Origin of the sequence: Lysinibacillus boronitolerans JCM 21713 = 10a = NBRC 103108 (assembly GCF_000772935.1) — a bacterium.
Classification (GTDB): domain Bacteria; phylum Bacillota; class Bacilli; order Bacillales_A; family Planococcaceae; genus Lysinibacillus; species Lysinibacillus boronitolerans.
In genome coordinates this window covers 272,110-286,897 of record NZ_JPVR01000081.1, presented here as the reverse complement: position 1 = coordinate 286,897, position 14,788 = coordinate 272,110, and the positions used below count along the sequence as shown (strand labels likewise).

The 14,788-nt window shown below is 42.1% G+C and carries 18 protein-coding genes; all 18 read left to right on the top strand.

All coding sequences use genetic code 11. From position 1 onward, the window contains the following. Positions 1-9: 9 nt before the first annotated feature. The 18 genes from CD31_RS22050 to CD31_RS21965 all read left to right on the top strand — a co-directional run bounded on the left by CD31_RS22050 (position 10) and on the right by CD31_RS21965 (position 14,784). On the top strand, positions 10-1,779 hold the full coding sequence (locus tag CD31_RS22050) for a glycerophosphoryl diester phosphodiesterase membrane domain-containing protein (RefSeq protein ID WP_036081310.1): 1,770 nt from the start codon (positions 10-12) through the stop codon (positions 1,777-1,779). A gap of 139 nt (positions 1,780-1,918) precedes the next feature. After that, positions 1,919-2,869, top strand: coding sequence for a stalk domain-containing protein (locus tag CD31_RS22045; RefSeq protein ID WP_036081307.1), 951 nt, complete (start codon positions 1,919-1,921; stop codon positions 2,867-2,869). 319 nt (positions 2,870-3,188) lie between these two features. Beyond that, positions 3,189-3,980, top strand: coding sequence for a DeoR/GlpR family DNA-binding transcription regulator (locus CD31_RS22040; RefSeq protein WP_036081304.1), 792 nt, complete (start codon positions 3,189-3,191; stop codon positions 3,978-3,980). A 13-nt stretch (positions 3,981-3,993) separates the two neighbouring features. Then, positions 3,994-5,259, top strand: coding sequence for a class-III pyridoxal-phosphate-dependent aminotransferase (locus tag CD31_RS22035; protein ID WP_036081301.1), 1,266 nt, complete (start codon positions 3,994-3,996; stop codon positions 5,257-5,259). Positions 5,260-5,302: 43 nt separating this feature from the next. Then, positions 5,303-6,322: a phosphotransferase enzyme family protein gene (locus CD31_RS22030; protein WP_036081298.1), complete on the top strand. Its 1,020-nt coding sequence runs from the start codon at positions 5,303-5,305 to the stop codon at positions 6,320-6,322. A 25-nt stretch (positions 6,323-6,347) separates the two neighbouring features. After that, positions 6,348-7,757 (top strand): ethanolamine permease, encoded by a 1,410-nt coding sequence (eat, locus tag CD31_RS22025; protein WP_036081296.1) that lies wholly within the window; start codon positions 6,348-6,350, stop codon positions 7,755-7,757. Between the two features lie 20 nt (positions 7,758-7,777). Beyond that, positions 7,778-8,521 carry an HAD-IA family hydrolase gene (locus CD31_RS22020; RefSeq protein ID WP_026023536.1) on the top strand — a complete coding sequence of 248 codons (744 nt, stop codon included), beginning with the start codon at positions 7,778-7,780 and terminating at the stop codon, positions 8,519-8,521. Between the two features lie 4 nt (positions 8,522-8,525). Further along, positions 8,526-8,816 carry a hypothetical protein gene (locus CD31_RS22015; protein ID WP_036081293.1) on the top strand — a complete coding sequence of 97 codons (291 nt, stop codon included), beginning with the start codon at positions 8,526-8,528 and terminating at the stop codon, positions 8,814-8,816. Between the two features lie 15 nt (positions 8,817-8,831). Continuing rightward, positions 8,832-10,313: an aldehyde dehydrogenase family protein gene (locus CD31_RS22010; RefSeq protein ID WP_016995116.1), complete on the top strand. Its 1,482-nt coding sequence runs from the start codon at positions 8,832-8,834 to the stop codon at positions 10,311-10,313. A gap of 14 nt (positions 10,314-10,327) precedes the next feature. Further along, positions 10,328-10,609 carry a BMC domain-containing protein gene (locus tag CD31_RS22005; protein ID WP_004229005.1) on the top strand — a complete coding sequence of 94 codons (282 nt, stop codon included), beginning with the start codon at positions 10,328-10,330 and terminating at the stop codon, positions 10,607-10,609. Positions 10,610-10,625: 16 nt separating this feature from the next. Beyond that, positions 10,626-11,240, top strand: a complete 615-nt coding sequence (pduL, locus tag CD31_RS22000) for a phosphate propanoyltransferase (RefSeq protein WP_016995118.1) — start codon at positions 10,626-10,628, stop codon at positions 11,238-11,240. 5 nt (positions 11,241-11,245) lie between these two features. Further along, the gene (locus CD31_RS21995) at positions 11,246-11,866 is read left to right on the top strand and encodes a hypothetical protein (RefSeq protein WP_016995119.1); all 621 of its coding nucleotides are present in this window, start codon (positions 11,246-11,248) and stop codon (positions 11,864-11,866) included. A gap of 15 nt (positions 11,867-11,881) precedes the next feature. Then, on the top strand, positions 11,882-12,172 hold the full coding sequence (locus CD31_RS21990) for a BMC domain-containing protein (RefSeq protein ID WP_036081290.1): 291 nt from the start codon (positions 11,882-11,884) through the stop codon (positions 12,170-12,172). 30 nt (positions 12,173-12,202) lie between these two features. Next, positions 12,203-12,973: a 3-oxoacyl-ACP reductase FabG gene (fabG, locus tag CD31_RS21985; protein ID WP_036081287.1), complete on the top strand. Its 771-nt coding sequence runs from the start codon at positions 12,203-12,205 to the stop codon at positions 12,971-12,973. Between the two features lie 18 nt (positions 12,974-12,991). Continuing rightward, a complete protein-coding gene (locus CD31_RS21980; RefSeq protein WP_016995122.1) occupies positions 12,992-13,267 on the top strand; it encodes a BMC domain-containing protein in 276 nt (91 codons plus the stop codon). Between the two features lie 16 nt (positions 13,268-13,283). After that, positions 13,284-14,126: a phosphate propanoyltransferase gene (gene pduL, locus CD31_RS21975; RefSeq protein ID WP_036081284.1), complete on the top strand. Its 843-nt coding sequence runs from the start codon at positions 13,284-13,286 to the stop codon at positions 14,124-14,126. Positions 14,127-14,132: 6 nt separating this feature from the next. Beyond that, on the top strand, positions 14,133-14,402 hold the full coding sequence (locus CD31_RS21970; RefSeq protein WP_036081281.1) for a EutN/CcmL family microcompartment protein: 270 nt from the start codon (positions 14,133-14,135) through the stop codon (positions 14,400-14,402). Beyond that, positions 14,392-14,784, top strand: a complete 393-nt coding sequence (locus CD31_RS21965) for a BMC domain-containing protein (protein ID WP_036081613.1) — start codon at positions 14,392-14,394, stop codon at positions 14,782-14,784. The genes CD31_RS21970 and CD31_RS21965 overlap by 11 nt, the downstream gene beginning before the upstream one ends. Positions 14,785-14,788: the final 4 nt, after the last annotated feature.

Here is a 14,788-nt window from a genome sequence, read left to right as displayed (position 1 = left end):
GGTGAGTATGTGCACAAGGCAGGACAAGTAATGCGACAGGCTGTCCATAATATTTATATTTATCGATTCGATTATGTACAGGTTTTCGCATTAATTAGAATCTTTCAGTTTTTATTAATGATCCCTGTAACCTCTATCGTTTTGAAGCTCATGCTACGAGTAACAGGGTTTACACATATTACTGAGCAAAATTGGCAAAGCTTTGTGACGCATCCCTTTGTGATGATAATGATTTGTCTATTAATTTTGCTGTTTTTATTATTTGTATATTATGAGATGGGCTTTCTATTTCTCATGGCCTTTCATCAGCAACGAGGACTTCGCTATCGATTTCTTCCTTTATGGCAACAATTAAATCGCAAGGTTGTTTATTTTTTTAGTGTGCAAGTTCTATTTCTCATCGTCTATCTAGCACTATTAATGCCACTAGCTTCCTTTATGCTACCCCTTACATTAACTCAATCCATCTCCCTACCACATTTTCTAACTGAAGAAATCATGAGTAGTCGTGCAGGTAGGCTAGCATATGCTGCTGTGGCAAGCATCGTCGTGATGATAGGTATTCGAAGTATCTTAACGTTGCCTATCTTTACAATCCAGCCGAACATCTCTATTTTACGTTCGTTTAAGCAAAGCTGGCGATTTTCCAAACGTGGATTATTTGAACTAGTCGTGCTTCTAGCTATGCTTTTAACAGGTCATCTGTTGATGATGCTTGGTATAACAGTGGTCGCTACGTTTCCACTCTATTTAATTGAACGTTTAATGCCAAGTGCCGCCTTGGTTACGGCTGGGCTGACACTAGCCTTTTTAGAAATGGTCTTTGTGGTGCTATTTAGTTTATTACAGGCGATGTTTTCACAAGTTATGGTCGCCATCACGTATAATACGCCAGTGATGGGCAAAGTCAGCGCTGCTACACAACGGAAGCGGCGCTATAAGCCATTACTGCTGATCAGTGGCATCGTGTTTCTCGTATTAAGTATGATGAATATCAATTCATTAGAGAAAAGTGTCTATGCCCCAGACACCAAAATTATTGCCCACCGTGGCTATGTAGCAGGTAATGTAGAAAATACAATTAGTGGATTGGTGAGTGCAGCCAATGCGGGGGCAGATTTAATTGAAATCGACATTCAACAAACAGTGGATGGGGAATTCGTCGTCTTCCATGATCGAACATTACGAAGGTTAGCAGGTAAAAATGGTGTCATTGCGAATATGACCCTGAGCGAACTAAAAACATTAACTATACATCAAAATGGCTTTAGCGATAAAATTGCTTCATTAGATGATTGTATTGAAATTGCCAAAGCACTAGATGTGTCTCTTCTAATCGAATTAAAGGTGCATGGTCAAGAAACAGAAGATGTTTTACCGAAATTAGTAGAGAAGCTACGAAAATACAAGGTGCTAGATTCCTACTATGTGCAATCCGCTGATGGACAGAAAATGATGCAATTAAAAAAATTGGTGCCGAATTTGCGAGTCGGTATTGTCTATGCACTTAATATTGGACCAATGGAGGAAAATGTTGATTTTATCGCACTGGAGGAATCCTGGGTAACGGAGCAGCTTATCGAAGAATTGAAGCAACATCCGACCGATTTATTTGTTTGGACACTCAATGACGACCGCTCCCTGCAAACCTTTATCGAAAAAAATGTCAGCGGCGTCATCACTGACCACCCCGACGTCGCCCGCGGGCTAAGAGCCCAGCAAAGCGAAAACCAATATTTCTTACAACGCATCCTGAATCGTCTAAGATTTATCTTTTGATCGGGGTAGAATAAAATCGCGAAGAAGCGAATATCCGCGAAAAAAGCGCTAGCCATAAAAATAGAGACAGTTTGTAACCTTTTTCTTGTGAACACGACTACTTTATTGAATTCGGGAAAATGAAGGAGATGCTTTTTGTATGAAAATGACGAAAGTCGTACCATTTGCTATGTCAGCATTATTACTAGGGGGCGCGATTGGAGCTCCAACTGCATCAGCGAACGAAGGGGAGGCTACTGTGATTAACGCAGAAACTTCAGAGCAACAAGTGCAGCCTATTTTTATTAAAGTGACAGGTACAGTTGAAAACGTAGAAGTACGTGAAAATGCCACATACTATACAGTGGTTGATGGCGACAATACAAATATTGTGATTGCGAATAAAGACTCATTGGTTTTTGACAATATGGGAAAAGAAGTCAAGCTTCAAAAAGGAGATAAGGTGTCAGCTTACTCTTATGCCAAGAAGCCAATGCTTGCGATTTATCCACCACAATACAACCCAGAAGTAATCATTGTAGAAACAAAAGAAATGGGTAGCGTGGAAGTGGATTTCTTCAATAAAGATTTAGTGGATACTGAAAATAACCTCAAGTTAAATGTTGGGGAAGACACGAAGCTAGCGAGTGCTACTGGCAAAGCTGTCAAAGTAGACGATTTAAAAGAGCAGCATTTAGTAGTGTTCTACACAATTGCAACGATGAGCATCCCTGCTCAAACACCGCCTTCAAAAGTAATTGTATTAGATACGATTGAGAAGGAAGAGCCTGTTGAAGTGGATCCAGCTCCAACCCCAGAACCAGCACCAGTGGATTCAGCGGTTCAAGAAATTATCAATAAAGACTTTTACGAAGTAGATGGGACAAAAATGGTGCCGTTACGCTTAATTGCTGAAAAGCTAGGCTTTAAAGTAGAAGTAACGCCAAAAGGTGCCATTGTTTCAAAAGGAGCCCTTTCGTATACAATTACGCGAGGTCAAAAAGAATATGGTTATAATAAAGCGCTTCGCCAATTTAAAGTAGCCCCAGCTTTATTAGAATCTGGCAAAACATATGTACCTGTTGAATTTGTAGAGGAATTAACAAAATAATCCCGTCATCCCCCTTTATGGTTTCTGCCATAAAGGGGTTTTTTCATGGAGAAAAATAGTGTTGTAGAAAAGTATTTTGAAAAAGATTTTTAAGAGCAGTTGAAGCAAATGGAAATTGGTTTTTTGTGGAGTCTTAATTCTGCACTTTGGAGAAATATGTTGCTTTAAAGAGAAAAAATAATACAGGAAATAAAATTCAGAGTATTGACAATTGTTGAACTATTATTTAAAATTCAAAACAAATCCACATGAATACAGAAATAAAGTGTTGGATTTGTGGATTTTGTTGGATTTAACTTTGTGTTTGGAGTGATGATGTATGTCTCTTTCGTTTGAGGAACGTAAAAAAGTAATTTTAGATATTTTAGATTTAGAAGGAAAAGTGAAGGTAAGTGATGCAGAGCAGCTATTAAATGTATCAGGCGAGACTATACGTAGAGATATGGATCGATTGGAGAAGGAAGGGCTTCTACACAAAGTCTATGGGGGGGCTGTGAAGGCAAAGGAAAAGTATGAGAGGACCTTTGAACAGAAAACGTCACTTAACAATATAGAGAAGAGAAGGATTTGTAAGGCTGCTGCAAATATTGTGGAAGACGGAGATGTTATTTTTATCGGTCATGGTACAACAGCCTATGAAATCGTTCGTTATTTAGGTGATAAGCCCAACGTCATTGTCGTCACAAATTCGCTCCCCGTTTTATCATTAGCCGCAGAATGCTTTCAAGGGAAGGTACTCTTTGCGGGAGGAGAATATGAACATCGTCAAAAATTTATGGGTGGTCCATTAGCTGAATTATTTTTTAATCAACTAAAGGCAAATAAAGCCTTTGTTGCTGCAGGCGGGATTTCTTTAGCGGATGGTATTACTGACTATGATATTACGGGCGCAGCGATGTCAAAGAAATTAATCGAGCGGGCAGAAAATACGATTATTTTAGCAGACCATACGAAATTTGGTGTCTCTACATTCGCACATATTTGTCATTTAGAGGACGTTTCGATGGTGATTACAGATCAAAAGAGCTCCACACAATGGCAGGAACGATTACAGCAGAAAAAAGTGGAGTTATTCATAGCAGGTGAAATGTTGGATGACGTCAATGTATAGGAAGGTGGAAACTATGGACTATTTTGCAAATAAACAGGCAACCTTACAAAAATCAATTGACTGGTGGAATCCAGGAAAAACGAAACAGTGGCAAATCGATGGTGTCGATGTCGTTATCGGGAAACGAGAGGGCTATTATTTCTACGATGTGGATGGCAAAAAATTAATGAATGCGCATCTCAATGGCGGAACGTATAACCTTGGCCATCGTAATCCAGAAGTCATTGCTGCATTGGTGGAAGGAACCAATTATTTTGACATTGGCAATCATCATTTTCCATCTACTGCACGTGCACAATTAGCTGAAAAATTAGCAGCCTGCACACCAGAAGGCTTAACATATTCTATTTTCTCTAGTGGTGGAAGTGAAGCAATTGATGTTGCCTTAAAGTGTGCTCGTTATGCTACAAAACGCAAGAAAACGATTTCCATTAAAAATGGATATCATGGACACACAGGTCTCGCGGTTTCGCTTGGCAATGAACGCTATTCAAAACCATTTTTAAGTGAGGGCAGTCCACACGAATTTGTGCACGTACCATTCAATGATCTTGCGGCAATGGAACGTGAGCTTGCTAGAGGGGATGTAGCTAGCGTAATTATCGAGACTATTCCTGCGACATATGGTTTCCCCTTGCCAGCTGCTAATTACTTGGCGGATGTCAAATCACTTTGTGAACGATACGGGGCACTATATATTGCAGATGAGGTGCAAACGGGCTTGATGAGAACAGGTAAGCTATGGGGAATTGAGCATTATGGCGTGAAACCAGATATTCTGGTGACAGCAAAGGGTCTAAGTGGCGGTATCTATCCAATTGCAGCTACAGTGGTCAATGAACGAGCAGGCGGCTGGATGGAGGAAGATGGACTAGCCCATATTTCTACATTTGGTGGAGCAGAGCTTGGTTGTGTAGTGGCGATGAAAGTATTAGAAATCTCCCAACGTCCTGAAGTAGTAAAGAATGTAGAATATGTTGCTCGTTATCTACGAAGTGGCTTAGAGCGTATTCAACAACAATATCCTGATTTCTTTGTGGGCATTCGTCAGCTTGGCGTTGTCATGGGCTTAGAGTTTAATCATCCTGAAGGGGCTAAATATGTGATGAGCTCCTTGTACAAACATGGTGTATGGGCCATTTATTCAATGCTGGATACACGTGTGCTGCAATTTAAGCCAGGGCTATTATGTGATAAAGCGTACTGTGATGAATTGCTTGAAAAATGTGAGGCTGGCATTAAAGAGGCAGCACAGCTTGTAAAATTTGCACGCTATTAAAGGGAAGAAAGCTTGTCAATTTAGTAAACAGGGGGTTTTCTAGATGGGTCAAATGGATTTCATAGATTTAGAATTGGTCCTTTCCAACTTTCATCAGGCAGCAAATGATGCGTTAAAGGAGTTTAGTTGTTTACTAGAAGCATCGTGTAAAATGATTGATTATTCCGAAAATGCGACGTATCTCGTAGAAGATGGGCAGGGCAAAAAATATATTCTGAGGATTAGCCGTCCAAATTACCATAAAAAAGAGGAAATCGAAGCGGAGATTGCCTGGTTAAACTCGCTCCATGAGCAATCTCCTATTGATGTATCATTACCGATGCGAGCAGATGACGGTGACTACGTACATGCTCATTCGTATAATGACACGATCTATTATAGCACATTATTTACATTTTTGGAGGGCACTGCTCCTGATGAGAATAATGAAGATGACTTAATTCAGCAATTTGAAACATTAGGCGAAATTACAGCCATGTTCCATCAACATACAATCGAGCAGCATGATTATTACCAAGCCTTTCAGCGCATGACATGGGACTATGACACGATTCTAGGTCAATCTCCAAAATGGGCGAGATGGCAGGATGGACTTGGAATGACCCCTGCACGAATCGCCTTATATGAGGAAGCATCACATATCATTCAAAAGAAGCTTGAGGCATTTGGAAAAGATAAAACACGATTTGGCCTTATCCATGCGGATCTACGCTTAGCTAATTTACTCATCGATGGTGATGAAATTAAAGTGATTGATTTTGATGATTGTGGTTTTGGGTGGTTTTTATATGATTTAGCTACTTCAGTGAGTTTTATTGAGCATATGCCGTATCTTGAAGAGTTGATCGCTTCATGGGTTAAGGGCTATAGCAAAATTCGGTTATTATCAGATGAAGAAAACGAGATGATCCCAACTTTTATATTAATGAGAAGACTACAGCTTATTTCATGGATTGGTAGTCGTGATAATGATACCACGCGCTTACTTGGTGAAAATTACACCCTTCAAAGTGATGCATTAGTGAAAGCCTATGTAGAAAAGTATCAAGACCGTAACAACTAAATAACGATAAAAGGTGGCGAATAACATGTCTTCGAAAAAGGATGAAATCATCGTATTAAAGAAAGCCCTTACACCCATCCATTTATGGACAATTGGCGTCGGCATTGTGATTTCTGGGAACTACTTTGGCTGGAATTTTGGTTTAAGTCAATCTGGTTTTTTAGGAATGCTCATTGCCACATTATTTATGGCGATTATGTATTTAACGATGACCTTAGGTATTTCTGAATTATCGACGATGTTACCTTATGCAGGAGGCCCTTATTCCTTTGCTCGTCGGGCGATGGGTCGTTATATCGGTTTTATTACAGGGGTTGGTGTCGTGCTGCAATATGTCATTGCCGCACCAATTATTGCAATCGGTATTGGGGGCTATATCAGCTTTTTGTTTCCAGCCGTACCGACAGTGGTGGCAGCTGCCTTTATGTATGCGCTGTTCATGGGGGTTCATATTATTGGCATTAAAGAATATGCCACGATCGAAATGGTGCTTGTTTTTATCGCTTTAGGCTTACTAGTCTTAATGTATTTCGTTGGTTTACCGCAAATTAATGTGGGCCATTTATTCCCTGAGAATGGCGATCTTATACCAGGTGGATTTAAAGGGATTTGGTCAGCATTGCCATATGCGATGTGGCTATTCCTAGCAATCGAGATGTTGCCTATGTTATCAGAGGAGACGAGAGATGTGCAGAAGGACATGCCAAAGGGGTTAATTTCAGGTATGGTGACCTTGCTGATTTTATCCATTTTGACAACAACTGTTGCCATCGGGCTAGCGGGCATCGATGTCATGACGGTTGCTGAAGATCCGTTGCCTGCAGCGATTGCCGCTGTTTTTGGAAATACGTATTGGTTGGCGCAGATCTTAGCATCTGTAGGCTTAGTAGGACTAATCGCAAGCTTTTCTGGTGTGATTTTGGCTTACTCTCGTCAGGTCTATGCTTTATCACGTGCAGGCTATTTGCCAAGCATATTATCGAAGATGCATAAAAAGCGTCAGACACCCTATATGGCCATTATTTTGCCAGGCTTTATCGGGTTAGTGTTAGTCATTTTATTTAATCCAGATGATTTAATTTTAATTTCTACATTTGGGGCATTAGTATCGTATATTACGATGAATTTATCGGTGTTGATTTTGCGTAAAAAAGAACCTCATTTAGTGCGTACCTTTAAGACACCACTGTATCCATTTACGCCTATTGTCTCACTTGTGCTAGCCGTCATTGCTATCTTTGCGAGCTTCTTTGCGAATTTGACTTTTTTCATCGTTTGTTTGGCTGTTTTTGCTGTGGCAACGATCTATTATTGGGTGTGGGCAAGACACCATATTAACGAGGATGCACCAGAGGAACGCTTTGCGAAGGATGCTGCTACGGTGCAGGTAGAGGTGCAAGCACCAGTATCGCCAATAGAGGCTATACGAGAATAAATAAAGGGATGGGTTTTCCTATGACAAAAGTGGAATGGGTCATTTTTGATAAGGATGGAACAATCATTGAAATGGATTCTTTATGGATTGCTTGGGCCAAAAATTTATATGCTAATTTAACTGAAAATTCAGACTTAGAAATCTGTTTTTCCTTACAAACTTTTTTAAAAAACATAGGGGTTAATGACAATGGAACAACGATTGACCCAACGAGTCCTCTAGCCATTGGAAGTATACAAGAAGCTGAGACGATCGTGGCATTTTTACTCTATCAGCAGGGAATCCCCTGGAGCAAAGGGGTAACACTTGCGAGAGCAGCTTCCAACTTGGCCACATCACAGCAGGAAAATAGCAAGGTACAGGCATTACCAGGTATTCGTAATCTCTTAATCACCTTAAAAAATAAAGGGATGAAATTAGGGGTGATTACAGCTGATCAAACGGCACGAGCCAAATCACATTTACAACAGCTAGAGTTATTAGCTTTGTTTGAATTCGTTCTAGGAAGTGACCAAGCTACGTCCAGTAAGCCCTTCCCAGACTTAGCGTATGTGGCAAAGGAACAATTTCACGTATCACTTGAGAAAGCCGTGATGATTGGCGACTCGAATGCAGATATGCTCTTTGCTAAAAATGCTGGCATGTGCTTTTCAATTGGCATCATTCCTAAAGCCACATACCAAAAGGATTATTTACCTGATGCAACCACAATTATTGAAGCGTATGACGAATCTGTTCTTACCATGCTAATTGAAAGGGAGTGAGCATATGGACAATCAGCTAATTGCCAAGATTACAGAATTGGTCTTGGAAAAACTAACGCAAGTCTCTCAGCCTGAACAAGCTTCTAAAACGTTATCAAACGAAGAGTTACAGGAATGGCAATCATTTCGATTAATAAAAGAAAATCACCATCAGATGCAGCAATCAACTGCTCCTGCTTATGAGGCATTATCTACGCATGAATTACAGCATTGGCAAAGCCTGCACCAGCAATTATCAGGCACTGCCTCTGTAGCCAATGCGACCGACTTAATTGCGTTAAAAAAATTTACATGACGGGAGGTTCGTCATATGGTGAGAGACCAAGATTTGGTTTCGATACAAGAGGCAAGGGACGGAATAGCAGCCGCTTCGATTGCGCAAAAGATGTATGCCAGCTTTACGCAAGAGCAGGTCGATCGAATTGTTGAGGCCATTGCCCAAGCTGCGTATAAACAGGCAGAAAATCTTGCCGTTTTAGCCGTTACAGAAACAAAGATGGGGATTATTGAACATAAAAAAATAAAAAATGAGTTGGCTTCCCAAGGTGTTTATGAAGCCATTCGCCATGAGAAGACAATTGGCATTATACATGAGGATAGGGTAGCAAAACAGGTGGAAATCGCGTATCCATTTGGTGTCATTGCAGCAGTTACACCTGTCACGAACCCGACTGCAACAGCCATTTTTAAAACGCTAATTGCCTTAAAGGCGCAAAATGCCATTGTCTTTAGTCCTCATCCAACAGCAGTCAACTGTACCATTGAGGCATTGAAAATTTGTCAGCAGGCAGCCGTTCATGCAGGAGCACCAGAGGGACTTATTCAATGGATTAGCCATCCAACGATAAAAGGTACAGAGGAACTAATGCATCATCGCGATGTACAGCTCATTTTAGCAACTGGTGGAGCAGGGCTTGTCAAAGCTGCCTATAGCTCAGGGAAACCAGCCTATGGCGTTGGCCCTGGGAATGTTCCTGTCTATATTGATCGCACAGCAAATGTGAACGAGGCGATAAAGCAAATTATCGATAGTAAATCATTTGATAATAGTACGATCTGTGCCACAGAACAAGCTATTGTCGTGCATCAGGAGGTCAAAGCACAGGTGATGGCAGCTTTAGCGGAAAATGGAGCTATCCTTCTAAGTGGGCAGGACAAGGAAAAATTAGCAAAGGTGATTTCACCAGTAGCTCGTACATTAAATAGCCACATTGTCGGGAAGCCAGCAACCGTAATAGCCCGTATGGCCAATATTGATGTCCCTCGGCATACACGCGTATTAGTCGCGGAGGAACAGGAGATTGGGAAGGAGTATCCATTTTCCATGGAAAAGCTTTCTCCCATCCTAGGTCTTTATACGGCTCGTTCTCAGGAAGAAGCCGTAAAGATTTGCCGTCGCTTGCTTGACGTTGGAGGGAGAGGACATAGCCTGGCTATTCATGCACAGGACGAACATTTTGTTAAGCAGTTTGCCGCTCAAATGCCCGTGTCCAGAATATTAGTCAATACTTTAGCATCTGTTGGGGCTGCAGGCGGTACGACAAGTTTAACGCCTTCCTTTACATTGGGCTGTGGGGCATATGGGGGAAATATTACGAGTGATAATATTTCTGCACATCATTTATTAAATAAAAAAAGAGTGGCCTATGGTGTGAAGGCACTAACAATCCCACCCCCACGACATCCACAAAATATACAGGCTCCATCAATGCAAGCAATTGAAGGGGTGGCTATTGACAGCTTAACCATTGAAAAGATTGTAGAAGAAGTACTCACAAAGCTAAGTAATTAGAGGAGGAAAAGGGAATGAGCGTAGAGATAAATGGAGCTTTAGGCATGATTGAAACAAGAGGCTTAATCGGATCAATTGAGGCGGCAGATGCCATGGTGAAGGCAGCAAACGTCAATATTGTAGGAAAAGTACATGTTGGTGGCGGCATTGTGACGGTGCTGGTGACAGGTGATGTCGGGGCAGTCAAGGCAGCGACGGATGCAGGCTCTGAGGCCGCACGTCGGGTAGGTGAGCTATTATCGGTACATGTTATTCCACGCCCTCATTCGGAATTATACGCAATTTTACCAAAGTAAAAAGTGAGGGATTGTGATGACAAACAATCAAATACATGCCACTGAAGTCACCACTCAAAGTATCCCGATTGCGATTTCAGCCCGTCATTGTCATGTTAATGAGGAGGATTTCTATTATTTATTTGGTAGAGACGCAGCGTTACAGAAATGGAAGGAGCTTTCCCAGCCAGGTCAATTTGCCTCACAGCATGTTCTAACGATAAGGGGACCCAAAGGCCAAATTGATAAGGTTCGGGTTTTAGGCCCATTTCGCACTGCAACTCAAATTGAAATCAGTCAAACGGATGCCATCAAGCTGGGCGTAACACCACCGATTCGTATGTCAGGCGACTTAGAAAAATCTGAATCGATCACATTGATTGGGCCACATGGAACTCGCCATAAAAAGCAAGGATTGATTATTGCACAAGCACATATCCACATGGCTGTAACCGATGCTGCTGTGTTCAATGTCCAAGATAAGGAAATCGTGACGGTTGAAATCTGTGGGGATGGACGTCAGCTACGATTAATGAATGTGGTCATACGCGTCTCCCCAGCATTCGTTCTTGAGATGCATGTAGATACAGATGAAGCGAATGCCGCCGCACTTCAACAGCATTCAATTGGCAAGCTTATCAAAATGGAGTGACACGTATGGATATAAAAGAATTACAGAGAATCATCGAAGAAGTAGTCACATCGATGATGGATACGAAGCATAAAAGACTTTTGCTTGTCCATTCGCATACGGCCATTTCTAAGAAACAGGTGGACGTATTACAAAGCTATTGCCATGTCGAGGAGTGGCAGGCAAATGATACCACCAGTCACACTCAGCTATTCTACGATGCTATTGTTTTTCTCGAAGTGGATCAAACATTTATCGTCAGCAGTGCCCAAGGCTTGCCTACTACACCGGCAGCCTTGTACCTGTCTGAGTTGCTGGTTAGCAATCAAACAGCAATTTTAATTCCTAATGAAAAATTATCTGCTGTTGTCACAGCAAAGGAACCAAATCCTTACATGAAAATGTTGCTGCATCATATAGAGCGCTTAAAGGAGTTTGGCTGTGACATTCAGTTATTTGCACAGCTTATTCGATTTATAAAGCAGCAACAGGAACCTACTCATTCGGGTATAGTGGCAAACTATGTAACAGCAGAGATGCTTCAATCGTACAAGGGACAACAGCTGACACTGCCTGCCCATACAAAACTTACACCACTAGCACAAGAAATGATTCAGGAAAAAGGGATGACGATACAAAGATATTAGCAGGAGTGTTGTTACATGATGAAATCGATTGGTATTGTGGAGACAAGAGGGCTTGCGATTTCAATACAGATCGCAGATGCTATGCTCAAAGCAGCGGATATTCGAATACTTCGACAAGAAACCATCGATTTGGCTCTCGTAACCATTGCCATTGAAGGGGACACAGCGGCCATTCAGGAAGCGATAGCTATTGGCACACAACTAGCTAAAGCAGCCAACCAATGGATTGCCTCTTCGACTATTTTACGGCCAGATTTTGCGGTGAATGAATTAGTAACAGAAATTGCGAAAAAGCCAAGTACTTAAAATGAATAAAAGGAAAGGTGGAGGAACGAGTTGAAGGTCGATTTAACGGGGAAGGTTGTCATAGTTACTGGTGGTAGTAAGGGAATTGGGAAGGGGATTGCTACCGTATTTGCGGAACAGGGCGCACATGTGGTGATTGCGGCAAGAGGTATGGAAGCTGCCACAGATTTAGCAAATCAATTACAAGCGCAAGGCTTCTCAGCTTCTGCTGCCACTGTTGATGTTGAAAACTATGAATCTGTTGAGCACATGGCTACGGAGGTTGCTAGCTCTTTTGGTTCCATCGATATTTTATGTGCCAATGCTGGTATTTTTCCCTCTATGAAACTAGAGGACATGACGACTGACCATTGGGATCAGGTATTAAATGTCAATGCCAGAGGAACAATGTTTGCTGTCAAAGCTTGCGTGCCCCATTTAAAGAAAGCGAATGCTGGCAGGGTCATTATTACCTCGTCGATCACGGGTCCAGTGACTGGCTATGCTGGATGGACGCATTATGCCGCAAGTAAGGCAGCTCAATTAGGATTTATGCGAACTGCGGCTCTTGAATTAGCACCCTATCATATTACGGTCAATGCTGTGTTGCCAGGAAATATTGCAACAGAAGGCTTAGATGGGCTTGGTGAAACCTATCTACAGAAGATGGCGAAGGCGATTCCTTTTGGCAGCCTTGGTCGTGTGGAGGATATAGCGTATGCTGCATTGTTCCTTAGTAGCAAGGAGGCAGGCTTTATTACGGGTCAATCGATCATTATTGATGGTGGCCAAACATTACCTGAAGATGCAGAGGCATTTTAAGAGAAGGAGGGATACAAGATGAATTTAGGCGCATTAGGAATGATTGAAACAAAGGGCTTAGTGGGCTCTATTGAAGCGGCCGATGCGATGGTCAAGGCTGCCAATGTCAATATTGTTGGTAAAGTCCATGTGGGTGGCGGTATTGTCACTGTACTTGTTCGTGGAGATGTCGGAGCTGTGAAAGCTGCAACAGATGCAGGGGCAGCAGCTGCACAACGTGTTGGAGAGCTACTATCTGTACATGTGATTCCTCGACCACATGCTGAATTGGAAGTGATTCTAAAAGTGCAATAATGAATGAGGTGGCTATATGAATGAACAAGCGGTAATGCAAATTGTTAATGATGTCATAGCCGAATTAGTACCTAAAAAACAAGCAGCTCCTACACTTAATGAAATCCCTATAGGTATCTCTGCAAGGCATATTCATTTACAACAAGAGCATGTCGAGCAGCTGTTTGGCAAGGGTGCTTCACTAAGTGTAAAAAAAATGTTAGCTCAACCCGGTCAGTTTGCAGCACATGAAACGCTACATGTGGTGGGACCAAAAGGAAGCATCCAAAATGTACGTGTATTAGGTCCAGCTCGCAACTTTACACAAATTGAAATTAGTTATACAGATGCCATTGCCCTCGGAATTCAACCACCATTGCGTGAATCGGGAGAAATTGCTGGCTCAGCTAGCTGTATACTGGTAGGACCCAGGGGAAGTTTGATTTTACAAGAGGGCGTCATTATAGCACAAGCACATATTCATATGGCACCTGCTGATGCACAGCAGTTAGGGGTTCAAAACGGTCAATATGTCTCCGTTAGGGTGCAAGGTCGACGTCCTATTACCTTTGAGCAAGTGAAAATTCGTGTGGCTGATCACTATCAATTAGAAATGCATATTGATACAGATGAAGCAAACGCAGGCTTCATCCAACAGGGCGAAACAGGTACAATTATAACATGCAAGATGGCAGGAGAGCCGTTCAATAACATCGACAGTCCTCCAATTGAAATTAACCACAGGTTTATAACGGCAAATGATGTAAGTCGTTATCAAGGTGAGACAGTGATAGTTCCTAAAGAGGCAAGGTTGACGGCACTGGCGAAGGAGGCCGTGGAAAAATTAGAAATTGACCTTCAGTTTCACGAAAAAGGATGAGGATGTATGCGGATAGGAACAGTGGTCGGAAATATTTGGGCAACACGTAAAGAGGAAGGGCTACAGGGATTGAAATTACTCATTATCCAACCAATAAAGCTGGATGGTCAACTGAGTGATGAACAAATTGTTGCTGCAGATCGTATAGGTGCAGGTGTTGGGGATAACGTCATTTTAACAATGGGCAGTGCTGCCGTACGAAGTTTTTCTACGACCAGTATTTGTCCAATTGATGCCATTGTTGTTGGCATTATCGATGGCAAAGATGAATCGTGAGGTGAGCACAGTGACAGAAGCGATAGGAATGATCGAAACATATGGCTTGATTGGCTCCATTGAAGCTGCGGACGCCATGCTAAAAGCAGCCAATGTCCAATTAGTGAAACAGGAGCTAGTAGACGGTGGTATCGTAACCATTATTGTTGAGGGAGATGTTGGGGCAGTACAGGCTGCGGTTGATGCTGGCAAAGCGGCAGCGACGCGAACGAGCAAGCTACTAAGCGCACATGTAATACCACGAGCAGCCAATGAAGTATTCACAGCGATTATTGATGAAACACAGCCGACAAAAGCGACGGAGGCAGCAGCCAAAAAAACAAGCACTCGCCAGAAGCCTCAACAAACAAAGCTTGTAGAGGATGAGCAGGCAGATAAGTAGTCGT

Excerpts from the sequence above, each read along its gene's own strand:
- CD31_RS22005 (WP_004229005.1), top strand. The coding sequence starts at position 10,328 with ATGAGCGTAGAGATAAATGGAGCTTTAGGCATGATTGAAACAAGAGGC.
- CD31_RS21990 (WP_036081290.1), top strand. The coding sequence starts at position 11,882 with ATGATGAAATCGATTGGTATTGTGGAGACAAGAGGGCTTGCGATTTCA.
- CD31_RS22030 (WP_036081298.1), top strand. The coding sequence starts at position 5,303 with ATGGGTCAAATGGATTTCATAGATTTAGAATTGGTCCTTTCCAACTTT.
- CD31_RS22020 (WP_026023536.1), top strand. The coding sequence starts at position 7,778 with ATGACAAAAGTGGAATGGGTCATTTTTGATAAGGATGGAACAATCATT.
- CD31_RS21980 (WP_016995122.1), top strand. The coding sequence starts at position 12,992 with ATGAATTTAGGCGCATTAGGAATGATTGAAACAAAGGGCTTAGTGGGC.
- CD31_RS22035 (WP_036081301.1), top strand. The coding sequence starts at position 3,994 with ATGGACTATTTTGCAAATAAACAGGCAACCTTACAAAAATCAATTGAC.
- CD31_RS22010 (WP_016995116.1), top strand. The coding sequence starts at position 8,832 with ATGGTGAGAGACCAAGATTTGGTTTCGATACAAGAGGCAAGGGACGGA.
- CD31_RS22040 (WP_036081304.1), top strand. The coding sequence starts at position 3,189 with ATGTCTCTTTCGTTTGAGGAACGTAAAAAAGTAATTTTAGATATTTTA.
- CD31_RS21970 (WP_036081281.1), top strand. The coding sequence starts at position 14,133 with ATGCGGATAGGAACAGTGGTCGGAAATATTTGGGCAACACGTAAAGAG.
- pduL (WP_016995118.1), top strand. The coding sequence starts at position 10,626 with ATGACAAACAATCAAATACATGCCACTGAAGTCACCACTCAAAGTATC.
- pduL (WP_036081284.1), top strand. The coding sequence starts at position 13,284 with ATGAATGAACAAGCGGTAATGCAAATTGTTAATGATGTCATAGCCGAA.
- CD31_RS21965 (WP_036081613.1), top strand. The coding sequence starts at position 14,392 with ATGAATCGTGAGGTGAGCACAGTGACAGAAGCGATAGGAATGATCGAA.
- CD31_RS22045 (WP_036081307.1), top strand. The coding sequence starts at position 1,919 with ATGAAAATGACGAAAGTCGTACCATTTGCTATGTCAGCATTATTACTA.
- eat (WP_036081296.1), top strand. The coding sequence starts at position 6,348 with ATGTCTTCGAAAAAGGATGAAATCATCGTATTAAAGAAAGCCCTTACA.
- CD31_RS22015 (WP_036081293.1), top strand. The coding sequence starts at position 8,526 with ATGGACAATCAGCTAATTGCCAAGATTACAGAATTGGTCTTGGAAAAA.
- CD31_RS21995 (WP_016995119.1), top strand. The coding sequence starts at position 11,246 with ATGGATATAAAAGAATTACAGAGAATCATCGAAGAAGTAGTCACATCG.